The sequence below is a fragment of the Symbiopectobacterium sp. genome (genome assembly GCF_047692315.1).
Classification (GTDB): Bacteria; Pseudomonadota; Gammaproteobacteria; order Enterobacterales; family Enterobacteriaceae; genus Symbiopectobacterium.
Genome location: NZ_JBLLJS010000023.1, coordinates 157,593 through 181,895 on the forward strand (window position 1 = coordinate 157,593; position 24,303 = coordinate 181,895).

At 51.3% G+C, this 24,303-nt stretch carries 21 protein-coding genes and 4 pseudogenes; 12 read left to right on the plus strand and 13 right to left on the minus strand.

The features are described from left to right. Positions 1-102: 102 nt before the first annotated feature. Positions 103-525: an NUDIX hydrolase gene (locus ACMZI0_RS13120; RefSeq protein WP_415673277.1), complete on the plus strand. Its 423-nt coding sequence runs from the start codon at positions 103-105 to the stop codon at positions 523-525. Between the two features lie 81 nt (positions 526-606). On the opposite strand, the gene ACMZI0_RS13125 is transcribed toward ACMZI0_RS13120, so the two are convergent. Beyond that, positions 607-975, minus strand: coding sequence for a DUF4186 domain-containing protein (locus ACMZI0_RS13125; protein ID WP_415673278.1), 369 nt, complete (start codon positions 973-975; stop codon positions 607-609). 156 nt (positions 976-1,131) lie between these two features. On the opposite strand from ACMZI0_RS13125, the pseudogene ACMZI0_RS13130 reads away from it, so the two are divergent. After that, a pseudogene (locus ACMZI0_RS13130) lies at positions 1,132-1,501 on the plus strand (universal stress protein). A gap of 46 nt (positions 1,502-1,547) precedes the next feature. Here ACMZI0_RS13130 and ACMZI0_RS13135 read toward each other — a convergent pair. Then, entirely contained in the window at positions 1,548-1,733 is a 186-nt protein-coding gene (locus ACMZI0_RS13135; RefSeq protein ID WP_415673279.1) for a GhoT/OrtT family toxin, read from the minus strand. 368 nt (positions 1,734-2,101) lie between these two features. Between ACMZI0_RS13135 and ACMZI0_RS13140 the strand changes: the two genes are divergently transcribed. From ACMZI0_RS13140 to ACMZI0_RS13150, 3 genes and pseudogenes are all read left to right on the plus strand, one after another. Continuing rightward, entirely contained in the window at positions 2,102-2,377 is a 276-nt protein-coding gene (locus ACMZI0_RS13140; RefSeq protein WP_415673280.1) for an Arc family DNA-binding protein, read from the plus strand. A gap of 144 nt (positions 2,378-2,521) precedes the next feature. Continuing rightward, positions 2,522-2,791 (plus strand): hypothetical protein, encoded by a 270-nt coding sequence (locus ACMZI0_RS13145; RefSeq protein WP_415673281.1) that lies wholly within the window; start codon positions 2,522-2,524, stop codon positions 2,789-2,791. Between the two features lie 700 nt (positions 2,792-3,491). Continuing rightward, positions 3,492-4,887: pseudogene (locus ACMZI0_RS13150) on the plus strand (methyl-accepting chemotaxis protein); the annotation flags it as partial. Positions 4,888-4,993: 106 nt separating this feature from the next. Here the strand turns inward: ACMZI0_RS13150 and ACMZI0_RS13155 are convergent. Together ACMZI0_RS13155 and ACMZI0_RS13160 are read right to left on the minus strand one after the other, a co-directional pair. Further along, positions 4,994-6,378, minus strand: a pseudogene (locus tag ACMZI0_RS13155) (PepSY-associated TM helix domain-containing protein). Positions 6,379-6,505: 127 nt separating this feature from the next. Next, positions 6,506-6,904: a DUF2946 domain-containing protein gene (locus tag ACMZI0_RS13160; protein WP_415673282.1), complete on the minus strand. Its 399-nt coding sequence runs from the start codon at positions 6,902-6,904 to the stop codon at positions 6,506-6,508. 507 nt (positions 6,905-7,411) lie between these two features. Here ACMZI0_RS13160 and ACMZI0_RS13165 point away from each other — a divergent pair. Both ACMZI0_RS13165 and mdoH read left to right on the plus strand, forming a co-directional pair. After that, positions 7,412-8,980 (plus strand): glucan biosynthesis protein G, encoded by a 1,569-nt coding sequence (locus tag ACMZI0_RS13165; RefSeq protein ID WP_415673283.1) that lies wholly within the window; start codon positions 7,412-7,414, stop codon positions 8,978-8,980. Next, entirely contained in the window at positions 8,973-11,513 is a 2,541-nt protein-coding gene (gene mdoH / locus ACMZI0_RS13170) for a glucans biosynthesis glucosyltransferase MdoH (RefSeq protein WP_415673284.1), read from the plus strand. The genes ACMZI0_RS13165 and mdoH overlap by 8 nt, the downstream gene beginning before the upstream one ends. 94 nt (positions 11,514-11,607) lie before the next feature. Here the strand turns inward: mdoH and ACMZI0_RS13175 are convergent, their stop codons facing one another. Together ACMZI0_RS13175 and ACMZI0_RS13180 are read right to left on the minus strand one after the other, a co-directional pair. Beyond that, positions 11,608-12,528, minus strand: a complete 921-nt coding sequence (locus ACMZI0_RS13175; RefSeq protein WP_415673285.1) for a Kdo(2)-lipid IV(A) acyltransferase — start codon at positions 12,526-12,528, stop codon at positions 11,608-11,610. 290 nt (positions 12,529-12,818) lie between these two features. Beyond that, positions 12,819-13,914 (minus strand): annotated as a pseudogene (locus tag ACMZI0_RS13180) (NADH:flavin oxidoreductase/NADH oxidase). Positions 13,915-14,112: 198 nt separating this feature from the next. Between ACMZI0_RS13180 and ACMZI0_RS13185 the strand changes: the two are divergent. Next, a complete protein-coding gene (locus ACMZI0_RS13185) occupies positions 14,113-15,180 on the plus strand; it encodes a rhodanese-related sulfurtransferase (RefSeq protein ID WP_415673286.1) in 1,068 nt (355 codons plus the stop codon). A gap of 107 nt (positions 15,181-15,287) precedes the next feature. Here the strand turns inward: ACMZI0_RS13185 and bssS are convergent, their stop codons facing one another. The 4 genes from bssS to pyrC all read right to left on the minus strand — a co-directional run bounded on the left by bssS (position 15,288) and on the right by pyrC (position 17,506). Further along, positions 15,288-15,542: a biofilm formation regulator BssS gene (gene bssS, locus ACMZI0_RS13190; RefSeq protein WP_415673287.1), complete on the minus strand. Its 255-nt coding sequence runs from the start codon at positions 15,540-15,542 to the stop codon at positions 15,288-15,290. Positions 15,543-15,740: 198 nt separating this feature from the next. Next, on the minus strand, positions 15,741-15,998 hold the full coding sequence (locus ACMZI0_RS13195) for a hypothetical protein (RefSeq protein ID WP_415673288.1): 258 nt from the start codon (positions 15,996-15,998) through the stop codon (positions 15,741-15,743). A gap of 99 nt (positions 15,999-16,097) precedes the next feature. Then, complete coding sequence (locus ACMZI0_RS13200) at positions 16,098-16,286, minus strand: DinI-like family protein (protein ID WP_415673439.1); 189 nt, start codon at positions 16,284-16,286, stop codon at positions 16,098-16,100. 176 nt (positions 16,287-16,462) lie between these two features. Beyond that, positions 16,463-17,506, minus strand: a complete 1,044-nt coding sequence (gene pyrC / locus ACMZI0_RS13205) for a dihydroorotase (RefSeq protein ID WP_415673289.1) — start codon at positions 17,504-17,506, stop codon at positions 16,463-16,465. 22 nt (positions 17,507-17,528) lie between these two features. Between pyrC and ACMZI0_RS13210 the strand changes: the two genes are divergently transcribed. Both ACMZI0_RS13210 and ACMZI0_RS13215 read left to right on the plus strand, forming a co-directional pair. Then, positions 17,529-17,678: a hypothetical protein gene (locus ACMZI0_RS13210; RefSeq protein ID WP_415673290.1), complete on the plus strand. Its 150-nt coding sequence runs from the start codon at positions 17,529-17,531 to the stop codon at positions 17,676-17,678. Between the two features lie 76 nt (positions 17,679-17,754). Further along, a complete protein-coding gene (locus ACMZI0_RS13215) occupies positions 17,755-17,949 on the plus strand; it encodes a putative quinol monooxygenase (RefSeq protein ID WP_415673291.1) in 195 nt (64 codons plus the stop codon). A 172-nt stretch (positions 17,950-18,121) separates the two neighbouring features. Here ACMZI0_RS13215 and ACMZI0_RS13220 read toward each other — a convergent pair whose 3' ends face one another. After that, complete coding sequence (locus ACMZI0_RS13220) at positions 18,122-18,265, minus strand: hypothetical protein (protein ID WP_415673292.1); 144 nt, start codon at positions 18,263-18,265, stop codon at positions 18,122-18,124. Further along, the gene (gene rne / locus ACMZI0_RS13225) at positions 18,262-21,396 is read right to left on the minus strand and encodes a ribonuclease E (protein ID WP_415673293.1); all 3,135 of its coding nucleotides are present in this window, start codon (positions 21,394-21,396) and stop codon (positions 18,262-18,264) included. The genes ACMZI0_RS13220 and rne overlap by 4 nt, the downstream gene beginning before the upstream one ends. A gap of 622 nt (positions 21,397-22,018) precedes the next feature. Here rne and rluC point away from each other — a divergent pair. Continuing rightward, the gene (gene rluC / locus ACMZI0_RS13230; RefSeq protein ID WP_415673294.1) at positions 22,019-22,972 is read left to right on the plus strand and encodes a 23S rRNA pseudouridine(955/2504/2580) synthase RluC; all 954 of its coding nucleotides are present in this window, start codon (positions 22,019-22,021) and stop codon (positions 22,970-22,972) included. 63 nt (positions 22,973-23,035) lie between these two features. Here rluC and ACMZI0_RS13235 read toward each other — a convergent pair whose 3' ends face one another. Beyond that, positions 23,036-23,623, minus strand: coding sequence for a Maf family protein (locus ACMZI0_RS13235; RefSeq protein ID WP_415673295.1), 588 nt, complete (start codon positions 23,621-23,623; stop codon positions 23,036-23,038). A 157-nt stretch (positions 23,624-23,780) separates the two neighbouring features. On the opposite strand from ACMZI0_RS13235, the gene yceD reads away from it, so the two are divergent. Beyond that, positions 23,781-24,302 carry a 23S rRNA accumulation protein YceD gene (gene yceD, locus ACMZI0_RS13240; protein ID WP_415673296.1) on the plus strand — a complete coding sequence of 174 codons (522 nt, stop codon included), beginning with the start codon at positions 23,781-23,783 and terminating at the stop codon, positions 24,300-24,302. Position 24,303 lies beyond the last annotated feature (1 nt).

The following is a 24,303-nucleotide window of genomic DNA, read 5'->3' on the forward strand; positions in this document are numbered from 1 at the left end:
AATAATGGTGCTATTCCATTCTTTGACCGCGATCGCAATACGTGTCTACATCATCATCATCAGGTAATCTGCTCCTCCCTTTTCGTCAAGGAAGCATTAATAATGAGTAAGATAAGAGTCAAAGCCGTCTGCCTTTTCCGTCATGATGGGCGTATTTTGTTAGCAGAAGGGCACGACCCGGTAAAAGGGACGCACTATTTATTGCCTATCGGCGGTGGCGTTGATTTTGGTGAGACCTCTGCCGCCGCCGCAAAGCGTGAAGTTGAAGAGGAGATCAGCGCGGATGCAGTTGATCTGACATTGTTGGGCGTATCCGAGAATATTTTCGAATACAACGGAAAACCGGGGCACGAAATTGTCTTTGTCTATGAAGGACGTTTTGCCGATGAGGCGTTTTATCAGCAAGAAGTGGTGCACGGCGTTGAGTTCAATGGCATGCCTATCGTGATGCGCTGGATTGAACAAACTGCGGTGCTGAGCGATGCACTGACCGTATTCCCCGATGGCATAAAGGGTATGTTATAGCCAGTGTTAATGGTGCACCCTACCGTTTAAAAACGTTGCCACACATATTACTCTGCATGAAGAGCCTGCGGCACACATCTTTTATCCTTGTGCTGTCGGCTCTCGCTTTGTTATTTCCCTGTCTAGCCATGTCATCACAACTGTCACGATGTAGCTCTGTTCTTGCTGGCTTAGTGGGTGGTGCGCAGCAATCCCATGCCATTTTTCTAAACATCCTCGACAGTAAGTAGCAGTGGCATGCTGGGCAATAAAAACGGGATGACCTCGCATTGGGGTTTGTTTGCCATCATTGCGAGGTTCGGCTGGAGCCAATCGCTGTGCAATAAAGTCGGCTGTATGCTGCTTGATGACGCTAAACCCCTTTTCATTCAGGTAATTCAATTCTTTCTGTCCGAGAGTAAATCGTTGCCGAAACCTAGAGCGAGACAGCCGCGCGAAAAGATTGTCCATAGAATACCTACCTCACAGATTTGTAACGCATTATTTTACATCATTGGGGAGTGGGATATGCTTTTCTTTAGCGGAAGCCTGCAATAAGGAGCTGCTATGTATACGACAATACTGCTCCCCATCGATCTGGAAGAAGATGAATTAACCTAAAACGCATTGCAACATGCCGTGTCTTTGGCAAAGGCTTCTGGAGCCTCACTTCACTTGTTTCATGCCTTGCCCGATGCCTCCGCCTTCATGTCTGCTTATTCATTCGGTATCAAAGAGTTTGAAAATCAAGCGGTAGTCAAAGCAAACGAGAAGCTTAAAGCGCTGGTTGCAAAGATAGATCTTCCTGTCGAGCGCTTGCACTATAGCGTGAGCTTCGGCTCCCCCACGTGATGAGACATTGCAATTATCTGAAGAAATTAGTGCGGATTTGATCGTGGTCGGCTCGCGCAGGCCTAATGTAAAAACTTATCTGCTAGGTTCTAACGCTGCGGCCATTGTTCGTCATGCAGCAACGACGGTTTTGGTCGTGAGATAGCGTGTCGCTGTTGTTATTGTGCGGTGCTGTCAGTCAGGAAGCGTCGCTAAAGCAGTGAAAACAGTAACACCAACGGGAAACTGAGCGGCCAGGTTAACCCGATCAGTATCGAGGCCAGAAAACGCATCAACAGGGATTTATCTCGGCTCAGTAAAAAGGTTATTACCATCGCGATGATGGCACCGAACAGGTAAGCATGTTTGATAAATTCCCAGATGGTGTGGTGTGACACTGCGGGTTCCTTTTTGTGACGGCGCGCTATCTTAATGTGTTAACATATTATGATCAACGCGTTAAGCCTGATGTTGTGGCAACGATCGCAACTCATTTATCTCCCGCTATTTGTAAGTAAAATAATTTGCTTGCCAATAATTATTCTTGTCATCAACGTCCACCATAATTCATTTTCGCGTCTTTGATTCTGCCATACTTGCTCCGCATGTCGTGAAATTGCGTAGCGGTGCCAGGCGCTGGCGGGTGAGGGATGTCGCATATACTGATGTCTTCCTCATGACAGAAATATTAAATTTTTGTGTCATGCTAGACTTTACCATACGACTAACATAACGTGTCCTTTTATCTCTAAAAAAAGGTAAGAAAATGAGTGAGATATCCAGTTTATCCCTGAAGATTCCTCAAGAGTTGAAAGAGCAAATCAAAGCAGCTGCCTTGGAAAATCAGGTTTCCATTAGTGCAGAAGTGGCCGCGCGTTTGGCGAAAAGCTTTGACATCGACGCGAAGGGTAGCATCAATGCTGAGCAGCCAGATGTGGACAATCAACACACCGAAGAAGTTGTTGAACAGCCGTTAAGTCAAAAAGAATTGAAAAAAATTAGACAGCTAATAAAAGGCAAAGGCACATCAAAGAAAAAGTGATTTTGCCCGATGAAACCTCACCGTGTTTTTCATCCCGGTGAGGTTTTTTATCAATAGCGATCGATGTCGTGTTTTTGGTGCCTTGCTTTAAGGTTTTTTCCGATCAGGCCGATGAAAAAAGTTTAGGCATTGGGAGGGAAAAAGATGTTACTGGGAATATTAAAAGAAACACTTATTTTTCAGCATCAGGATGATAGCCGATTTTACCGCTATGAGATTTTTAAAAATGAACACTGGGGCGGTTATTTTTCTATTGTTTATTTCTCCGATAACAGCACTAATCAAAATAAAAAAACACCAAGTTGGGAAATGATAATTCCCTTTGTGATGTTGAAGTCAAATTATCTCCCTAATGCCAGAGTCGAGTGCGAATTACATTTTAATGAAATGCACAAAACTGTTATTCTGCAATGATGTGGTGGTTTTGATCTTAACTGACACTATTTGTTACCCCTAAATCAATAACGTTAATTCCTTACTTACTGGTAAGGGATTAACGCATGTATTAACGTCGACGTTTTTATCACTGGCATTTTTGCTGTGCGTGCACACTTGAGGCTATTGAACGAGAAGTTTGTTAAAGTTTAATACCTACTGTCTACAATCATTATTTACCTTGAATACAGATAAATACTTACATAATGATCGATTATGGTGATATATAGGTTTTGTAAATAAAAATAGACATATAAATTTCATTCAATCAGTAAAGAAATCGTATAATATGCCGTTGAGCATAAGTCTCTGGATTTGCGTGAATACAACCATACCCGGTGTGGGGGTGTGGTTTTTTTGTAATAATCAGAACTGTGTTTTGTATTTAACATTATGATTTTTATTGCTTTGTGTGGTTAAAAGGACGTGATGTATCAAAGAATAACAAGGATTGTTCTAATGAACGGGTCTCATGCAAGATTTAATGTCGCACTCGCGCAGCTAACATATTCGGTTACCCCACGTGCGTGTTGCCATTGTTCAGTTGATGCAATACGCCGATGTCAAACCTACAGGGATAAATAGCGCGTGCCGCTATTCAGTGAATAGACTTCTGTTGAACGAAACGGCCTGTAACGCTGCCGTGATGTTTATATTAAAGATGAATAAAGGAATTTATATGAATCTGTCAAATTGGCGTATTGGATATCGATTAGGGATAGGGTTTTCACTCCTGGTATTAATGCTGTTGGTGGTCGGCGTGATGTCATTGGGCCGACTGGCTGATTTTAACACTCAGATAGACAAGATCGTATCGAGTGACTATCCGCTTACAGTAAAGGGTAACCAATAATCAGCGAATGATGCCCGTTCACAGGAGATATTACAGGATATCAATCGGGCGCGTGCGGATTTTCATACATCAAGTACTAAGTTCTCTGGATATATCAGTGTGGGTGATACTGCTGCCGCATTCAATGAGTTTATGACCGCAACAGTAGAGAAGCATTCAAGCCTACAAAGCGGCCATTAGCGCTTTTATTGACCATCGTGATGACCAGATGTCTGTTTCACAGCAGCAGGTGGCGCGGAGTTATACCAATACCCGTCTCTTGCTGGTGGGAATGATCATCGCCGTTATTTTGGCGAGCGTGATCGTGGCTGCTGCTATCACACGTAGCGTCACGCATCCGCTGAATGAGGCATTATCCATTGCCGAACGCGTAGCAACCGGGGATCTCTCTTCAGATATTCTTGTCACGCGTAAGGATGAAACCGGTTTATTGCTGCAAGCGCTACGGAATATGAATGACAGCCTGCGTCATATTGTGAGCCAGGTATGGGATGGGGCGGAAAGTATCTCCAGTGCTGCCGCCCAGATTGCAGCCGGCAATCAGGATTTATCTGCTCGCACAGAAGAGCAGGCCAGTTCGCTGGAGCAAACGGCATCCTCTATGGAGCAACTAACGGCAACCATCAAAAATACGGCGGATAATACGACTGGAGCGACACAGCTTGCCGCGCAGGGCTCACAAACTGTGCGCCAGAGCGGTGAATTGATGAATGAAGTCGCCAATGAAATGCGCGGGATTTGGGAATCATCACAGCGGATGGCGGAAATCATCGGCGTGATAGACAGCATCACTTTTCAAACTAATATTCTGTCGTTGAACGCAGCTGTGGAAGCAGCGCGTGCCGGTGAGCAGGGGCGTGGTTTTGCTGTGGTGGCGAGCGAGGTCCGCGCACTGGCGCAGCGCAGCGCCACGGCAGCGAAAGAAATTAAAGAATTGATTGATGGGTCCGTGGAAAAGGTGCGTCAAGGGATGGACCTGGTAGAAAAAACCGCCGTCTCCATGCAAACGCTGGTGACGAATGTTGAGGGAGTCAACGGCATCGTAACGGAAATCGCCCAGGCAAGCCGGGAGCAGAGCGACGGTGTTAACCAAATCAATCTGGCAGTCGGGCAGATTGACACCACGACACAGCAAAATGCGGCGCTGGTAGAAGAATCTGCCGCTGCGGCATTGTCATTGCAAGAACAAGCCCAGGCCCTGACCGGTACAGTCAGCATTTTCATCACGAAGGCCCTGCCGCTCATCAAGGCGCCCCGCGCTTGTTGCCTGGCGCATAAGAATATCCCGGCTCTGCGCCATCGTCAGAGCCGGGTTACACGGCAAAGCATCACTGCTGTGTTTGTTCTAGCGCGTCAAGGTGTTGTATTCCTTCATGGCGTCGCCATCGCACGATATCGATCAGTAAGAAAATCAGCAGGCTGATGCCCATAACGGGTAAACACCCGCCCAGCAACAGCGCAATGCCCCCCGTCAGTACGCGAGCGGCAGAGCGGTGGGCAGAGCGGTGAAGGCGGCATAAAGTGTGTTTGCCGGGTGTGGCTGGCCACCTGGGCGCTGTCGGCGTAGCCACCACATCCGGTATCCCCACACGATTAAAGCACACAGCCCCAGCCCGAATGCCGCCAAAATCAGTTGGTTTGGCAATCCGAATAATACGCCCATGTGGGCATCGATGCCCCAGAGTGTCAGCTTTGCTGTGAGAGGATAATCGGCAAATTTGACGTAATCGACGATAGCGCCGCTGTCAGGGTTGATGGAAACCATATCGGCCTGCGTAGGCCAACGTCGCTCAAGTTCAGTTACTGTCCGGGCGTTAGATGCCGTTTTTGCCGGGCGGATCTCCAGCTTGTTTGCGCTGATACCTGCTTGTCTTGCTGCCGCCAGTACGCTATCGAAGTTATCCAACGCCAAAGGTGATGAGGCAGGATGATGGGCCATCGCATCGCCGTGGTGTTCTGCATAGGCGTCGTGCTGTGTCTCGGTGTTGTGAGTGATAAGCGCGGTATTAAGTGACGGCGTTTGCCAACCCAATGCGTTACGCCACACGCTGATGTTACCGCCTGCCCATTGTGACCAGGTTAACCCGGTGGCGGAGAAAAACAGCATTCCGAGAAGTAATGTCAGCCCCAGCGTACTGTGCCAGTATCTCAGGCGGGTTGCGGGCGGTCGTTTACGTCGTGTGGCGACACGTGAAGGCATACGTGTTCTCCACCAAAGATATACGCCGCCGAGTGCGGCGACCCAAAGCCAGGACGCCGCCAGTTCACTATAGATTCTGCCGACTGCCCCCAGAAAAAGCCTCTGATGCAAGTGGTCGAGCCAGGTTCTCAACGGCAGTATTCCTGATGTGCCATAGACCTTGAGTTGTCCCTGTATGGCGAGCGAGGCCGGATTGACAAACACGGAGAGGTATTCAGAAGGGCCTGACTCAGGGAGACGAAACAACACACGACTGGTATCGCGTGATGTTGGCGCAGGGCGCACCGACAGCAATTGCGCGGAGGGCTGTTCTGCCAGTTCGGCCTGCGCGGCGGCTATCTGCGCCGCGAGTGGCTGCGGTGTGCCGGAAGCATCGACATAAAGCTGATGTGCATACAGGAGTTCTTCAATTTGTGGTGTCAGCACATAAAGCGTGCCTGTCAGTGCAGCAATAAAGATAAACGGGCCGACAAACAGTCCAATGTAAAAATGCAAGCGTAAGATCAGTGCCATTACCGCCGCAGAGAGGGGGAGTTTTTTTTGCGTTTACGGTATCCATAGCATAAGCGCCCTTGTCATCGTAACAAGAAGAAAATAAAGGAAAAGGACACGCTGTCTTGTGACAGGACGTTATCCGATATCAAATTTTTGTCTTTAGTGTTGTGTTATATGACTGTCGGGCGACGCACGAGGCGATTGCGGTCGATAATGCGCTGTGATAATCCTGCGCCATGAGGGGGGCATCCGCTTTTTCTTTGGTGACAAAACGCGGGGCAAGGGGATGTGAATCTTCGGGAGAGAGTACGGGATGATGGGATAAAAGCGCACAGTAGCCACGGGCATCATGGCTTATCGTCATGCCCGGTGATATCGGTGTCTGAACCTCTGGTTTCCCATGAGAATGATGGTGCTGAGTGTGCGTGGCAGGAGTATAATCATGCCGCATTAACGCTTGTGAAACGATGGGCGCAACGAAAATCATCAGCAACGCGAAGAGGCTTAGCGTGGAGGCGATTTTAGCGTGGCGCAATGGGTTCATGTCAAAGTCAGGTTAACGTCGGTGAGCGTGGGTGCATAAGTACTGGCGTATCGCCTTACTGTTTACCTGATTTAACGTCTCTTTGTTATCAGCAGGTGTAATAATTGTAGCAACCGATGTTTTTCAGTGCGCATGCGCGAGCGTACTCAGATTATTCTTGAAAAATTGTGTGTTGAGAAATTTCATCGCAACCGTGTTAACAAAAGAGGCATATTTTCTCTGTTGCCACGGCATGAACAAGGTGTTTTGCTAACGGCGCGCAGGTAGAATCGCGGGGGAGCATCACGCCGATGGAATAAATAACCCCAAGGGGTTGTCAAAGGCTGGCCGGTAACGGAGTATCCTCTCTAATTTTCGATTTTTTACAGAAATTTATCGGGGTTGCAGTTTGCGTTGTTTAAACGCTGACCTATCATGATGAACCGGGCTTTTATCAAGTTGTCGGATGGTTAACTTATCCATTAATATGGATTTTAGTTGATTTAAGCACACGAACAGGGGGGAGATGTGCTGGTTAATAATTTTGGGGTTGAACGTCGAGTAGCGAATCTGCGCTGGTTGTCAGCAGCAATTGTGTTGTCTTTCACTGCGTTGCCTGCCTGGGCATTCTCGCTGGATGATGTGGTGGCGCAAGCTGAAAAATTGGCGGCTAAAGGCTACGAAGCGCCGAAGAGCAATCTTCCCTCCCAGTTCCGCGATATGAAATTTGCTGATTATCAGCAGATTCGTTTTAACCAGGAGAAGTCATACTGGAATAACCTGCAAACGCCATTTCGTATCCAGTTCTATCATCAGGGCATGTACTTCGACACGCCGGTGAGAATTAACGAAGTGACGGCGACTGAAGTCAATGAGATCTCCTATTCACCGGATTATTTCAATTTCGGTACCGTGAATCATGATGCGGAAACCGTGAAGAGTCTCGGTTTTGCAGGCTTCAAGATCCTTTATCCCATCAATAAACTCGGCAAAGATGACGAGATTGTCAGCATGCTGGGTGCCAGCTATTTCCGAGTGATTGGCAAGGGGCAGGTTTATGGCCTCTCTGCGCGTGGTCTGGCCATTGATACGGCATTGCCTTCTGGCGAAGAGTTCCCGCGTTTCCGTGAGTTTTGGATCGAACGTCCAAAACCTAACGACAAACACCTGCTGGTGTATGCACTGCTCGACTCTCCTCGTGCCACTGGCGCATACCGTTTCGTCATTTATCCGGGACGTGACAGTGTTGTTGATGTTCAGGCCAAGGTGTTCCTGAGCGCTCGCGTGGGCAAACTGGGGCTGGCGCCGCTGACCAGTATGTACCTGTTTGGGCCGAACCAGCCTTCACCGACGTTAAACTATCGTCCGGCGCTCCATGATTCTAACGGCCTGTCTATTCATGCGGGCAACGGTGAATGGATTTGGCGTCCGCTGAATAACCCGAAACACCTGTCGGTCAGCACCTATTCTATTGAAAACCCGAAAGGCTTCGGCTTGCTGCAACGCGGGCGTGATTTCTCCAGCTATGAAGATCTGGATGACCGCTACGATCTGCGTTCCAGCGGCTGGGTGGAAACCAAGGGCGAGTGGGGCAAAGGAAAAGTTGAGCTGGTAGAGATCCCGACAGCCGATGAAACCAACGATAACATCGTTGCGTTCTGGACGCCGGAAGCATTGCCTGAAATTGGCAAGCCGCTGGAAATTGGCTACCGCTTGCACTTTACGCGTGATGAAGAGCAACTGCATTCACCCGAACTGGCCTACGTTCAGCGCACTATGCGCTCTACCGGGGATGTGAAACAGTCTAACCTGATTCGCCAACCGGATGGCACCGTTGCTTTCCTGGTCGATTTCGTTGGGCCGATGATGAAAGAGATGGAAGAGGCGACGCCGGTAACCTCTCAAGTCAGCATTGGCGATAATGGTGAAATCGTTGAGAACAATGTTCGCTATAATCCAGTCACACACGGTTGGCGTTTAACGCTGCGCCTGCGTGTGAAAGATCCTAAACAATCAACCGAGTTACGTGCTGCGTTGGTGAACGGCGAAACGCTGTTATCGGAAACCTGGAGCTATCAGCTACCTGCCAATGAATAAGTTAATCTCGAGCCCTGATTATATTGGGAAATTGCCTCTGTCCGCTGATGCGGCGGAGGCGTTGCAGCATGCGTTGCCTCACACTGAGAGCGAGAATTTTTCTGCTATCCATCGGGCTCTTGCGCAGGGGGAAACCGCTGTGACGATGCTGACGGAAGATGATTCGCCGCTGCAATCAGTGAAGGCGCGCCTGGATGCTGCCTGGCCAGATACGGCTACGGCGGTCAAACCGATTGCCGCTGACAAAGAAGGGCGCGCTGCATTACAAGCCATACCCGTGATCAAGCGTGCGTCGATGTTTCCTGACATGTGGCGTACCAACCCACTGGTTCGCTGGTGGGAGAGTATGCTGGGACGCTCCCCGGCACCGAACCGTCCTCATGCCAGCCCCGAAGAGAAGATTGCCGAGAACCGCTGGAGAACGGTGGGAACCATTCGCCGCTATATCCTGCTTATCTTGACCTTGTTCCAAACGGCAATCGCCACCTGGTACATGAAGACCATTCTGCCGTATCAAGGATGGGCGTTGATCGACCCGTTTGCCATGGTGAATCAGCCTTTCCTGCGCTCCTTTATGCAGGTGCTGCCTTATATTTTGCAAAGTGGCATTTTGGTGCTGTTTGCCGTGCTGTTCTGCTGGGTATCCGCGGGCTTCTGGACGGCGCTGATGGGCTTTTTGCAACTTCTGATCGGCAAGGACAAATACAGCATCTCGTCGACGACAGTGGGGGATGAACCTCTCAACCCAGAACACAGAACAGCGTTGATTATGCCGATCTGTAACGAAGACGTTGAGCGGGTTTTTGCCGGATTACGGGCAACCTATGAGTCAGTGGCGGCAACCGGTCAGCTCGATCACTTCGACCTGTATGTGTTGAGTGACAGCAACGATCCTGACAAATGCGTTGCAGAACAGAAAGCCTGGATGGATCTGTGCCGCGAAGTAGACGGATTTGGCCGTATCTTCTACCGCCGCCGCCGCCGTCGCGTGAAACGCAAGAGTGGTAACATTGATGATTTCTGTCGTCGCTGGGGTAGCCAATACAGCTACATGGTGATATTGGATGCCGACAGCGTGATGAGCGGGGAATGTCTGACGCAGTTGGTGCGTTTGATGGAAGCCAACCCGAATGCCGGTATCATCCAGTCTTCACCTAAAGCCTCTGGGATGGATACCTTGTATGCGCGCTGCCAGCAGTTTGCGACACGCGTCTACGGGCCGCTGTTTACCGCGGGTCTGCATTTCTGGCAACTGGGCGAGTCGCACTATTGGGGCCATAATGCCATTATCCGCGTGAAGCCGTTTATCGAGCACTGTGCTCTGGCACCGCTGCCTGGTGAAGGTTCATTTGCGGGGGCGATTCTGTCTCATGACTTTGTCGAAGCTGCGCTGATGCGTCGTGCCGGCTGGGGCGTGTGGATTGCCTACTATCTGCCCGGTTCCTATGAAGAATTGCCGCCCAACTTGCTTGATGAGCTCAAGCGCGATCGTCGCTGGTGTCATGGTAACCTGATGAACTTCCGGTTATTCCTGGTGAAAGGGATGCACCCGGTACACCGTGCAGTGTTCCTGACCGGGGTGATGTCTTATCTCTCCGCGCCGCTGTGGTTTATGTTCCTGGCGCTGTCGACCGCGCTTCAGGTGGTGCACACGCTCATGGAGCCGCAATACTTCCTCCAGCCGCGTCAGCTCTTTCCGGTGTGGCCGCAGTGGCGTCCTGAACTGGCGATTGCTCTGTTCTCAACCACGTTGGTGCTGTTGTTCCTGCCGAAATTGCTGAGTGTGATTCTGGTATGGGCGAAAGGCGCGAAACCTTACGGTGGCGCCGCGCGCGTTTTCCTGTCATTGCTGATGGAAATGCTCTTTTCGGTGCTATTGGCTCCGGTGCGCATGCTGTTCCATACCGTTTTTGTGGTCAGCGCCTTCCTGGGATGGTCAGTACAGTGGAAATCGCCCCAGCGCGATGATGATGCCACGCCATGGGGTGAGGCCTTTGTTCGCCATGGCTCCCAGTTGGTATTGGGTTTGGTGTGGGCCGTAGGTATGGCCTGGCTGGATCTGCGCTTCCTGTGGTGGCTGGCACCGATAGTCTTCTCGCTGATCCTCTCGCCGTTTGTGTCTGTTATGTCAAGCCGCGCCTCGATTGGCCTGGCATGCAAACGTGCTAACTTGCTGCTGATTCCGGAAGAGTACGATCCGCCGCGTGAGTTGGTGGTAACAGACACGTATTTCCGTGAGAATCGTGCCCGTAAGTTGGAAAACGGTTTTGTACAGGCGGTCTTCGATCCTTCGCTTAACGCGTTGGCAAGTGCAATGGCAACGGCTCGTCACGGTTTTAGCCGTGCGGTTGAACAGGGGCGTGCGCAGCGTGTGGCTGATGCGCTAAAACAGGATCTGGATGCGTTGAATGATAACCAGCGTCTGGTGCTGTTGAGCGATCCGGTGACTATTTCCCGCTTGCACTGTGCCGTATGGCAAAACCCGGAGCAATTTGCCTCTTGGCATCAGCGCTACAGGACATTGGAAGCGTGATGCTTTCACTGTGACGCCTGACTTGCTTCACGATTAAAAACAGCGGCTTAGGCCGCTGTTTTTAATGTGTGCTACATTGCCTCGGGTGTAGCAGTCAATACAACGACGGTTCACCCTCAGGCCGAGTTTTAAAGCGGCGGTGTAGCCACATGTATTGGTCCAGTGCCAGCAAAACATTCTGTTCAACAAGGGTGTTCATCCAGGTGGCGGTGACCGTTTCGTTTTCTAATGGCGCATCCAATTCGGCAGGTTGGATCAGCAACTCATAACCCTTACCGTCAGCCCGACGACGCGGAACAAACGGCACAATGGCGGGTTTCGCCGCTTTCACCAGTAAATAACTACCGATGGTGGTTGCGATGCGATCCATGGCAAAGAAGGGGACAAATACGCTGCTGCGAGGCCCATAGTCATGGTCAGGGGCATACCAAATGATCTCCCCCTGTTTAAGCGCCCGGATCATTCCCTTGAGATCTTTACGATCGAGCATGGATTTATTGGAACGCATACGGCCCCAGGTTTGCAGCCAGTCGATCAGTTTATTGTCATTCGGTCGATAAACCCCAATACCGGGATTATCCATGCCAAAAATGCGCGCGCCCAGTTCAAGCGTGAGAAAATGTAACCCAATCAGCAACACTCCGCGCTTTTCTGCACGCAACGGTTGTATGTGTTCCAGACCGGTAACAGTAAACCAGCGGGCGATACGCCAGTCTGGCCAAAACCAGGCCATGCCGGTTTCCAATAATCCCATGCCAACAGATTCAAAGTTTTTTCGCACCAACGCTGCGCGTGCTTGCTCTGTCATTTCGGGAAAACAGAGAGCCAGATTGAGCTCTGCAATGTGTACACGATGCTTCATTACACGCATTGCGACGCGGCCCAGTGCCGTCCCGAGACGATAGATAACCGGATAAGGCAATAGAACAATGAGATAGAGTGCGCCGATCCCAAGCCAGGTCAGCCAGTAACGAGGGTGTAATAATGAACGAGTGAATGATGGGGGTTGTGTCATGAGTTCCAGTATCAAAAAAATGCAGGTGCGGTTAATACGCACTTGCCGTTAAAAGAAATCAGTCACACCATGAGGTGATAGTGTCCGATGAAGTGCAATGCGTCATCTATTCTATTAATGACACAGGAAAGCTTTCCGGCACAGGAAGGCCTTGCATAAGGCAATGTGAGGTGCTCCAGAAACCAATATCAGCCTTTTATCATAGCATTGACGAATAATGATGTTTAACCTTTGGTGGGATGTATGTTCTGGACGGACCACTCCCCGCGTAACGCGGGGAGTGGTAATACTCAGTGTTGGAACAGATTTTTGATGTGATGAGGCTCGCTGCGCCAGAATTGTGGCGATGCTGATACTTGCGCGCCCAGGCGTGCGGCAACGTGCCAAGGCCAGCGCGGATTATAGAGTATGGCACGCGCGATGCTGATGGCATCAGCCTGTCCTGTTGCGACAATCGCTTCAGCCTGCTCTGCTTCCGTAATAAGTCCAACCGCTAGGGTGGTGATCCCCACTTCACGTTTTATGCGTTCAGCATATGGAACCTGATAATTCGGCCCCGGCTGAATATGCTGTGCCGGGGAGAGCCCGCCACTGGATACATGCATAAAATCGCAGCCAGCGGCATGCAGTGCCAGGCTGAGGGCAACGCATTGCTCGAGATCCCATCCGCCTTCCACGCCATCGGTCGCAGAAATGCGCACACCAACGGCCTTGTGTGCGGGGGAGTACTTCACGTACAGCGCGGAAAACCTCAAGCACCAAACGCATACGGTTGTCCAGATTGCCACCATAGCGGTTATCGCGCTGATTTGACAGCGGTGACAGAAATTGGTGCAGCAGGTAGCCATGGGCTGCATGGATTTCAAACACATCAAACCCAATGCGATCGGCCCTCTGTGCTGCGTTAACAAAGGCGGTAACCACATCAGCAATTTGCTGAGTGGTCAGCGCAATGGGCGGCGTATCATTTTCGTCATAGGGCAGTGCCGAAGGAGAGACGGGGTGCCAACCCCCTTGCTGTTCGCTCACTCGAGCCCGCCCCTGCCACGGCACGGCGGTAGAGGCCTTGCGTCCGGCGTGGCCCAACTGAATGCCCAGTGGCATGGATGAGTACTTCTTAACAGCATTGACGGTAGTGGCTAGCGCCTGCTCTGTCTCATCATTCCATAGCCCCAGATCCTGAGGAGAAATACGGCCTTCAGGCAGAACCGCGGTCGCTTCAATAATCAGCAATCCGGCCCCAGAGTGGGACAGGTTACCTAAATGCATGGTATGCTAGGGGGTAGCCAAACCATTCTGTGCCGCATATTGACACATGGGAGCAATGATAATGCGGTTGGGCAGCGTGACAGGGCCCAGGGAGAGTGGGGTAAACAACCGACTCATGGTGGTATCCTTATCCAACGGAAAACGGGTTAACCATCATACGCCGAGATATTTTTCCGGTGGCGGCGATTTTTTCCGCGTAGCACGAATTCCTCCTCTGGCGTAATAATGGCCATCGGCTATAATGCCGCGCGTTACGTACATGTCGCCGTAACGTTATAATCTGGTTAAGCCTCGCTGAAGACAGGAACGTACACCATGCCAGTGTTACACAACCGTGTTTCCAATGAGGAACTGAAAGCGTGCATGCTCGCGGAAACCGAGCCACGCACGACAGTTTCTTTCTACAAGTATTTTATTATTGATGACGCACAAGCGTTTCGCGATAACCTCTATATTCAATTTCAACAATGCAATGTATTTGGTCGCGTCTATGTGGCGACTGAAGGTATCAACGCGCAGATAAGCGTGCCCTCCAACCGCTTTGACGATTTCAAAGCGGCGCTGTATGGCGCACATCCCGCACTGGAACATATTCGGTTCAATGTAGCGCTGGATGATGATGGTAAATCCTTCTGGGTGCTGCGTATGAAAGTGCGCGATCGTATCGTGGCAGACGGTATCGACGACCCGACCTTTAACCCCAGCGATGTTGGCACCTATCTGCAAGCCGATGCGGTTAATGCTATGGCTGACGATCCGGACACGCTATTTGTTGATATGCGTAACCATTACGAATATGAAGTTGGCCATTTTGAGAATGCACTTGAAGTGCCTTCTGATACTTTCCGCGAGCAATTGCCAATGGCAGCAGAAATGCTGGCTGATGCGCATGATAAAAATATTGTGATGTATTGCACGGGCGGCATTCGCTGCGAAAAGGCCAGTGCCTATATGCGTCATCAGGGCTTCAAGAATGTCTATCATGTGGAAGGCGGTATCATTGAATATACTCGTCAGGCCAAGGCACAAGGACTACCGGTGAAATTTATCGGTAAAAATTTTGTGTTTGACGAACGTATGGGAGAGCGCATCACTGACGATGTGATCGCCCACTGCCATCAATGTGGTGAACCGTGCGATACGCACACCAACTGCCGCAATGCAGGTTGTCACTTATTGTTCATCCAGTGTCCGCGCTGTCAGGAGGAATACCAGGGCTGTTGCAGCGTTGCCTGTAAGGATGAGCTGGCGCTGCCGCTTGAAGAGCAACGTGCGCGGCGTCGTGGGCGGGAAACCAGCATGAAGATATTTAATAAATCTCGTGGTCGGCTGATGGGGGCACTGCGTATTCCGATGCCTGACAAAAACGACAGCAAAGTGTAGTAAGCGGGTTCCCATGCCGATCATGGAAACATAAGCGTGCTGAATGTAATGACACCGCCATTGGGCGGTGTCATTAAGAGATAACAGGTTACTGCGACATCGGTAGTCTAATGCTTGAGCAAATCCTGTGGCGGGCAATCCGTTGACTCAATTTTAGCGATACCAGCTTCAAGAATATAAATAAGTTGCCTTGCTACATCAGTGGTAAGCCATAATGTTCGGCCTACGTTTGCTTCTGCGGGAGCCTGGTCGGGGGTTGATAAATAATGCAAACGGATCATCATGGCGTCATAACTGTCAACGGTGCTGATATCCCATCCTACAAGAGGATGTGTCTGAATAACTTCATTTTTTCTGTCCATGCATACCCCTTATTGACTAGTTACTAACATGAGTGACTAACGAGGCTTGGGTGGCTCCTTATTAACAAGAGCAATTTAAGTATACTGTGACTTTTGTACAGCAGGTGAGTTATTTTGACTATTTTTGCAAAGAAAAATTTCTGAATATGATATCCCATAAATACAAGGGGATATCAGTCAAACAGGAACTCAGGCAGGCTATTCGGCGCTAATACCAACATTCTTTTCAAACACGGCAATGAGTAATGCCAGATGTTTTTTGGTCTGTTCAGCGCGATTTTCGTTGTGTGATTCCAGTTTCAAATTATGCAGCAGCAGCTGAGCCGTTCTTTCATCCAATGCAAATGCCAGGGAGGAAAACGCCAGCTCCAGCGCATCAATCTTGTGCTGCTGGTCACCAATCAGCGCCAATAATTCGCCGAACGTCATGGCTTGTTCTGGTTTCTCTACTGTCATTGTCATATCCCTCCGTCATCGACCATGCTAAGCGTGCTTACCGGCTATTGTGAAGACTACAAGGATAAAATAGAAGGTCTCGATTATTAATGCCAGTGATTATTCCGTACTAAACCAATCGTCAGCGCTCTCCCAGGTCTCTTGCAGGATTTCTGATATCAGCTCTTTATCATCCTTGCTGCCACCCAATACGCTCAGGTTGTTCGCTGCGGCATAGCGAATCTGGGTGGCGGTATCGGGGTAATGACGGTGTACGCGCTGCGTCAGTTCGTACGTCAAGGCTTCAATGGCGCCAGCGGGTGGCTAATGTGAGTTCTACGCGCATGATGCTCTCCTTTAATTAGCTGTTTATTTATACCGTTAATTAAAGGAGAGCAATACGATGAATACAAATATTTGCGCGATAAATTGCGGTGGTATGCGAAAGCAGGTGCCCCGCTAGTGTCAGTGCACCTGCGATCTGATTAGCGCACTTGCCAGCTCAGGGTTTGGCCAGCGAGGAAGGGCACCAATGCGTCATCACCCAGCGCGATGGTTTCGGGGAAGGTGGTGGGAGCCTTATGCAGCTCAATCCAGCCGTCATTGACCGGCAAGCCATAAAAGGCTGGTCCATTAAGTGAACAGAACGCCTCTAACTTATCCAGCGCGCCAATCTCCTCAAACACGGTAGCATAAGCACACAGTGCGGCCTGCACATTAAACACCCCAGCACAACCGCAGCTTGCCTCTTTCTTGTGTCGCGCATGGGGAGCGGAATCGGTACCGAGGAAGAAACGGTCTGAACCACTGGCAACCGCATCGCGCAGTGCCTGCTGATGAATATTACGTTTCAAAATCGGCAAGCAGTACAGGTGAGGCCGCACACCGCCTACCAGCATATGGTTGCGGTTAAACATCAGGTGCTGAGGAGTCACGGTAGCGCCCAGGTAACGATCTCCGGCCAGCACATACTGCGCAGCTTCGCGGGTGGTAATGTGTTCAAACACAATTTTCAGCGTAGGGAAACGTTTGCGTAACGGCTCCATCACCGATTCAATAAAACGGGCCTCACGGTCGAAAATATCAATCGCTGGATCGGTCACTTCGCCGTGGATAAGTAGTGGCATACCGATATCAGCCATCTTTTCGAGGATGGGATAGATATTGGTAACATCGGTGACGCCAAAACTGGAATTGGTGGTCGCGTTGGCAGGATAGAGCTTAGCTGCGGTAAAGACCCCTTGCTCGAAACCGGTCACCACCTCTTTTGCATCCAATGAGTCAGTCAGATAACAGGTCATCAGCGGCTGAAAGTCATCACCTGCCGGGATTGCGGCAAGGATACGCTCGCGATAGGCCAGCGCACTGGCAATGCTGGTAATAGGGGGAGTCAGGTTGGGCATTACAATGGCGCGGCCAAAATGACGGCTGGTAAACGGCAGAACGGTGGCGAGTACGTTATCGTCACGCAAGTGAAGGTGCCAGTCGTTAGGACGGCGAATTTTTAAAACGGTGGACAATGTCGTCATGAAAAGCGCTCCAGCGGGCTAAATGCTAAATGTCACGGCAGATACGGCGGGTCACAAGCATAAGCGCAAAGCGCTGGAAATGCACCCGTTTGTTGTTTGCGGTGATGGTTCTCGACGAGTGACGTTATGTGCTAACGAAACGCTGATAGGGTACCCGCAAGCAAAAGAGTAGCGTATGGTAAACCCCATCAATACTTTCTCTGTCGCGCCCTTTGAGGCAGATGGGGATACATTAACAGGAGCAACATATGGAATTGCGCATTGTCGCCAGTATTCAGGCTAAACCCGAACATGTCGATGCAGTAGAACAAGCGGTAAAAAAGGTCGTGGCCCCCAGCCGTGCCGAAGCGGGAAACCTGCAATACGATCTGTACGAGTCATTGGACGCGCCTGGTACGTTTGTGTTTTTTGAACGCTGGGCAAGCCGTGAAGTATTGTATTGACGGAGCACGAAGCGACCCCGCATTTTCAACAACTGGTGGCCGATCTGGAAGGGAAAACGTTGGGAATGGTGATTACCCCACTGCGTGCACTGCTCTAAGCTACGGTATTTCTCACGCCGATATAAAAAACCCCTCCGAAGAGGGGTTTTTAGTGCCTGAACGGCCTGATTACTCAAAGGTTGCGGGTTTTGCCGCAGCGGCGGTCGCGTGATTGACCGCCTGCGCCGCCTTTGCCTGAGAACGACGTTGTCGGACGCACCCAGTCGCTATGACGCGGCGGTTCTGCAACGTAAGCCGGTGCTGGGGCTTTGGTCATCGGTGCGAAGCATGCTGCTGTTTAGAGGCGGTGCGTAGCGGTTGCACTGCACGTACCATCGTTGCAACCTGCGCTGCTGTCTCGACGACGTCTTCCGACGTAGCAGATTCTTCAACCTTGGTTGATGCCTCTACGGCCGCATGCACGGTTTCTTCCGTTGCCTGATAAACATCCGCGGCGGCCGATTGCTCCTCTGCTGACTCAACTGCTGCCTGCACTGCACTTGCTGTTAGCGTCGCTGAAGCTACAACCGGCTCTTCTTCGACAACAGGGGTGGGGGCGGCGGCGGTTTCAGCTACGGCATTCTCAGCCACGACAGCGTCAGTGACGTCAACGTTTTCTTCCGTCACGTCAGCTTCGGGGGCCACGGCATCTTCTGCGCTAACGGATTCTTCCACCGCGTGCTCTGCAACCACTTTCGTGATGGTTTGTTCTGCGCTGACGGTCTCCGCTGCGATTTCAGCAACATGCGTCTCAGCAACTACGGCGTCTGTAACGGGCATAGCGGCAGGTTGCGTCTCAGCGTCAGGTGCCGCAATCACTGGCAGGGCTGCCAGCGGCGCTTCGGATACAGGCAATTGCTCAGCGACGTGTTCTTCGCTTTGCGCCAATGCCGCTACCGGATAGCGGATCCAGACTTTACCTGACGCCATTTCCGGTGAAGCTGATGCCTGGGCCAGCGGCATCGGTGATTGTGTCGGATAACGCTCATCACGGTAGCGACGACGACGTTGACCGCTGACGCGCAAATGACGCGGTGAACGGCGTGAACGGCGCGGCATATTCGCATCGTTACGGCCCGCTTCCGCCTGCTCGCCGTTGGCTTCTGCGTCAACAGAGGTGTTCGCCGTGGCATCCGTCAGCAACGGCAGCGCGTGTTCTGCAACGGGTGCTGGAGCCACTGCGTCATCAGCCTGGCTGTCGGTTTGAGCAGCGTCACCGTCAATGATACGCACTTTCTGCGCTAACTGACGGCGCTGACGACGCGGCATAACCGGCGTCGGTTTCTCTTGCTCAACCTCTTCCTGCGTTTCTTCTTCATCGCGGTTCAGGGCTTTGACGTCTTGCTGGGCTTGACGCTTTTCTTCCTGACGACGACGTTGACGTTCGGCACGTTGTTCACGACGCTGCTGATCGTCACGCGGTGTTTTTTCTGCCGTTTCTTCAACCGGAGCGACGGCCTCAGCGACCGCAGGAGTGTTCTGACGTTTGTTGCGACGGTTATCGTCACGCGACTCGCGGCTTTCCCGGTTGCCGTCGCGGTTATCACGCCCGCCATCACGCTGATTGCGATCGCGACGGTTGTTTGAACCCTGACGACGACCAGAACGACGTTCCTGACGTTGCTCCGTAGCGGTTGTATCTGGCGTGCTGGTGCTTTCCGGCTGGCTTTCAGCGCTAGCAAACATGCTCTTTAACGCGCCAAACAAACGACCAAACAGCCCTGGCGTTGCAGTCACAGAGGCTTGCTCCGGAGCAGCTTTCGGCGCAGCTTTTGGTGTGATTACCGGCGTTTCAGGCAGGTCAGGCATGGTGAACGTGGCCAATGCTGGTTGCTCAGGCGCCTTGCGCTCCAGCGTCTGCTCTTCCTGAACCTGCTGCGCTTCGGCTTCAAGACTCTGTGGCAACAGATAGCTGAGCGTGGTTTTCTCTTCGCCTTTACGGATACGCAGGACGTTGTAGTGCGGCGTTTGCATGCCGTCATGCGGCACGATAACGGCGCGTACGCCACCCTGACGTTTTTCAATCGCATTCACGGCTTCGCGTTTTTCGTTAAGCAGATAAGACGCGATAGGCACCGGCACGATAGCGTGGACTTCCCGGGTATTCTCTTTCAGCGCTTCTTCTTCGATCAGGCGCAGAATAGAGAGTGACAAGGATTCGTTATCGCGAATCGTTCCCGTCCCGCTACAACGCGGACAAACGTGGTGGCTGGATTCACCCAGCGACGGGCTCAACCGTTGGCGGGACATTTCTAACAGGCCGAAACGGGAGATGCGGCCGATCTGAATACGGGCGCGATCCTGACGAACAGCGTCGCGCAGGCGGTTTTCCACTTCGCGCTGGTGGCGTACTGGCGTCATGTCGATAAAGTCGATGACAATCAAGCCACCAAGATCGCGCAAACGCAACTGACGTGCGATTTCATCCGCTGCTTCAAGATTGGTGTTGAATGCTGTTTCTTCAATATCACCGCCGCGCGTTGCACGGGCGGAGTTGATGTCAATCGCCGTCAATGCTTCAGTGGTATCGATAACAATGGAGCCGCCAGAAGGCAAACGCACTTCGCGCTGGAAGGCGGATTCAATCTGAGATTCGATCTGATAGTGGCTGAACAACGGAATTTCACCGCTGTACAATTTGATTTTGCTGCTGAAATCCGGACGACCCAACGCCGCGATGTGTTCTTTAGCCAGATCGAGGATTTTTGGGTTGTCGATAAGGATTTCACCGATATCCGGACGCAGATAGTCGCGGAATGCGCGTACGATAACGTTGCTTTCCTGATGAATCAGGAAGGGGGCAGGACGACCTTTTGCCGCTTTTTTGATTGCCTCCCAGTGTTTCAGACGGAACGCCAGATCCCACTGGAGTGCATCGGCAGATTTGCCGACACCCGCGGTACGCACGATAAGCCCCATGCCGTCAGGCAGTTCGAGCGAGCTCAGTGCTTCTTTCAATTCGGTACGATCGTCGCCTTCAATACGGCGAGAAATGCCACTCGCGCGCGGGTTGTTCGGCATCAACACCAGATAACTGCCCGCCAGACTGATAAAGGTGGTCAGCGCCGCGCCTTTGTTGCCACGCTCTTCTTTGTCCACCTGAACGATAACTTCCTGACCTTCGCGCAACACATCTTTAATGTTGGGACGACCGTGGGAGGCATAGTTGCTGGGGAAATATTCGCGAGCGATCTCTTTTAAGGAGAGGAAACCGTGTCTTTCTGCGCCGTAATCGACAAAAGCAGCTTCAAGACTGGGTTCGATGCGGGTGATTTTTCCTTTATAAATATTGGCTTTCTTTTGCTCATGGCCAGGGCTTTCAATATCCAGATCGTAGAGCCGTTGACCATCAACCAAAGCAACACGCAACTCTTCTTGCTGAGTCGCGTTAATTAACATTCTTTTCATCTTAACTTACTCGTTATTTTTACTTGCGTCATTGGTAGAGCTACGGACAAAGATGCTGAGTGATCGGGTACACCGATGGCCTCGTGGCTTTATCGCAGGGACGTCAACCTCCCGGTTGTCGCCTGCATAGAGGCGCATATTTCGGTAGCCTGTATTTCCTGATGGAAAACAGCACATTTACTGAGGGAACAGCTTCTGAAGAAGGGTCGCCAGATCTGATTCCATTTACCGGTCAAGCTGCCATCCGCAGCCCGCTAACTGCTTGATTCCACATTACGTCTTACGCCATTGCCGCGTTTATGCATCATCAGGCAAATTTAACAATTTCGCCCTTTCCACTGTTTCAGGAAGATAGGCTGGCAAAACTACAGCATTATTCCATTGCTGGTACTGTTATAGCAAGGTGACTTTACGCGTGTATAGCAAGGTGACTTTACGCGTGTGCAACAAGATTGTTGTCCTGATTTTCATCAAACCGCCGGATGTATTACCGGGATCCGTCAGCGTGATAGCGGTCAGTTGGCCCAATCCTTTTGCATCAACCTATTAAGCACCTGGCAGACAGTTAAGCACATTAAAGAGAAGTGGCGCTATCTGCACGGGCTATTTAGAATCGCGCATCATGAAAACAGAGAATCCATCAGTACAATTTATCGCAGTTTCTGCCGATGAAGCAGGACAGCGTATCGACAACTTTTTGCTCGCACGTCTCAAAGGCGTGCCGAAAAGTATGATTTACCGCATCTTGCGTAAAGGCGAGGTGCGCGTGAACAAAAAACGTATCAAGCCGGAATATAAGCTGCTGGACGGTGATGAAGTGCGAATTCCTCCCGTGCGCGTGGCGGAGCGTGACGAACCTGCCGTGTCAGCCAGTCTCGGTAAGGTTGCGGCATTGGCCGATTGCATCCTGTATGAAGATGACAGTCTGATCGTACTCAATAAGCCCTCTGGCACAGCGGTACACGGCGGCAGCGGGTTAAGCTTCGGGGTTATTGAAGGGTTGCGCGCCCTACGGCCTGAAGCGCGCTTTCTGGAGCTGGTGCATCGGCTTGACCGCGACACGTCCGGCGTATTGCTGATCGCGAAAAAGCGCTCAGCGCTGCGTGCCCTGCATGAGCAACTGCGCCTCAAGGGAATGCAGAAAAATTATCTGGCGCTGGTGCGCGGTCAGTGGCAATCCCATTGCAAGGTAGTGCAGGCACCGCTGTTGAAGAATATTTTGCAAAGCGGTGAGCGCGTGGTGCGCGTCAGCAGCGAAGGCAAACCCTCAGAAACCCGTTTCAAAGTCGAAGAGCGGTTTGAACAGGCAACGCTGGTACGCGCCAGTCCGGTAACTGGACGCACGCACCAGATTCGTGTGCATACGCTGCATGCGGGTCATCCCATTGCGTTTGACGACCGCTATGGTGACCGGGAATTTGATCGACAGTTGGCTTCCACCGGACTGTCGCGTTTGTTCTTGCATGCGCAGTCGTTGACCTTCGAACACCCTTGCACGGGTGAAACCATGCGCATTGAAGCGCCGCTTGATGCTGCACTGCGCCACTGCTTGCAGGTGTTGCGGCAGCAAAAATAGCGTTAACGGTCTTTCACAGTAAAAACGCCAGCTTCGCGCGGGCGTTTTTACTGTTGCTGCGTATTACCCTAATCCAGACAGCGTTAACGGGTTTACGCCTTCGTAACGCAGCATCTCGCACAGTGCGATTAACGGCAGGCCAACCAGCGTATTGGGGTCACGCCCTGACAATTTATCAAACAGGCTGATGCCTAATCCTTCACTTTTGAAACTGCCCGCACAGTGCCAAGGCTGCTCTCGCGCCAGATAGGCGGCAATCTCTTCTTCACTCAACGCGCGAAAATGCACCTCAAAGGGGTTCGACCAGCGATTGCAACGCGCCGCTGGCACTATTGAGCAGGTGTAAAAGGAGACGCAGGTGCCACTCGCCTGACGCAACTGCTGCGCGGCGTTCTCCGGCGTCAGGGGTTTTCCGGTAATGACGCCATTGAGCACGCACACTTGATCGCCGCCGATAATCAGGTGCGAAGGGTAGGTGTCAGCCAGAGCTTGTGCCTTTTCCCGCGCCAACCGCTCAACCAATGCGAGCGCGTTTTCCTGCGGACGCGGTGTTTCATCGATGTCGGGATTGGCACACAGAAAAAGCAGCCCCAGCTTGGATAGCAGGCTTTTGCGATAAGGGGAGGTGGAGGCGAGTACAATCTGAGACATAATTTTACGATAAACCGTAGCGCAATCAAAAAAGGCATTTTACACTGTGCGCCGCTGAAAAAGCGAATCTGGGCGAATGCGAATCTTGATAAAATAGTGAGACAACGCAGCCTTTTCCTTTGACTCTATGTCGTTACGACGTTAATATGCGCGCCCTATGCAAAAGGTAAAATTACCCCTGACCCTGGATGCGTTTCGCACGGCTCAAAAACGTTTAGACTATGTTGGTGTCTACACGGTTGAACAAGTTGCACGCGTTGTCGAGTCTGTAGTCAGTGTGGATAGTGATGTGCAGGTCTCTTTATCGTTTAACATCGATAATCAGCGCCTGGCGGTGATTATCGGCAGTGCAGATGTGGCAGTTACGCTGATGTGCCAGCGCTGCGGTAAACCGTTCGAGCATCAGATTCACACCACATTTTGTTTCAGTCCTGTCGTCAACGACGAGCAGGCAGAGGCTCTGCCGGAAGCTTATGAGCCAATCGATGTCGATGAATTTGGCGAGGTCGATTTGCTGGCGATGGTTGAAGATGAGATTATTCTCGTGTTGCCCATCGCACCGGTACATGATTCTGAACACTGTGAAGTGTCCGAAGCGGACATGGTGTTTGGTAAACTGCCTGAAGAGGCGGAAAAACCAAACCCATTTGCCGTATTAGCCAGTTTAAAGCGTAAGTAAT

Bases quoted from the DNA above. Each gene is read 5' to 3' on its own strand.
- ACMZI0_RS13120 (WP_415673277.1), top strand. From the start codon at position 103: ATGAGTAAGATAAGAGTCAAAGCCGTCTGCCTTTTCCGTCATGATGGG.
- ACMZI0_RS13125 (WP_415673278.1), bottom strand. From the start codon at position 975: ATGGACAATCTTTTCGCGCGGCTGTCTCGCTCTAGGTTTCGGCAACGA.
- ACMZI0_RS13140 (WP_415673280.1), top strand. From the start codon at position 2,102: ATGAGTGAGATATCCAGTTTATCCCTGAAGATTCCTCAAGAGTTGAAA.
- ACMZI0_RS13145 (WP_415673281.1), top strand. From the start codon at position 2,522: ATGTTACTGGGAATATTAAAAGAAACACTTATTTTTCAGCATCAGGAT.
- ACMZI0_RS13160 (WP_415673282.1), bottom strand. From the start codon at position 6,904: ATGAACCCATTGCGCCACGCTAAAATCGCCTCCACGCTAAGCCTCTTC.
- mdoH (WP_415673284.1), top strand. From the start codon at position 8,973: ATGAATAAGTTAATCTCGAGCCCTGATTATATTGGGAAATTGCCTCTG.
- ACMZI0_RS13175 (WP_415673285.1), bottom strand. From the start codon at position 12,528: ATGACACAACCCCCATCATTCACTCGTTCATTATTACACCCTCGTTAC.
- ACMZI0_RS13185 (WP_415673286.1), top strand. From the start codon at position 14,113: ATGCCAGTGTTACACAACCGTGTTTCCAATGAGGAACTGAAAGCGTGC.
- bssS (WP_415673287.1), bottom strand. From the start codon at position 15,542: ATGGACAGAAAAAATGAAGTTATTCAGACACATCCTCTTGTAGGATGG.
- ACMZI0_RS13195 (WP_415673288.1), bottom strand. From the start codon at position 15,998: ATGACAGTAGAGAAACCAGAACAAGCCATGACGTTCGGCGAATTATTG.
- pyrC (WP_415673289.1), bottom strand. From the start codon at position 17,506: ATGACGACATTGTCCACCGTTTTAAAAATTCGCCGTCCTAACGACTGG.
- ACMZI0_RS13210 (WP_415673290.1), top strand. From the start codon at position 17,529: ATGCTAAATGTCACGGCAGATACGGCGGGTCACAAGCATAAGCGCAAA.
- ACMZI0_RS13215 (WP_415673291.1), top strand. From the start codon at position 17,755: ATGGAATTGCGCATTGTCGCCAGTATTCAGGCTAAACCCGAACATGTC.
- ACMZI0_RS13220 (WP_415673292.1), bottom strand. From the start codon at position 18,265: ATGACCAAAGCCCCAGCACCGGCTTACGTTGCAGAACCGCCGCGTCAT.
- rne (WP_415673293.1), bottom strand. From the start codon at position 21,396: ATGAAAAGAATGTTAATTAACGCGACTCAGCAAGAAGAGTTGCGTGTT.
- rluC (WP_415673294.1), top strand. From the start codon at position 22,019: ATGAAAACAGAGAATCCATCAGTACAATTTATCGCAGTTTCTGCCGAT.
- ACMZI0_RS13235 (WP_415673295.1), bottom strand. From the start codon at position 23,623: ATGTCTCAGATTGTACTCGCCTCCACCTCCCCTTATCGCAAAAGCCTG.
- yceD (WP_415673296.1), top strand. From the start codon at position 23,781: ATGCAAAAGGTAAAATTACCCCTGACCCTGGATGCGTTTCGCACGGCT.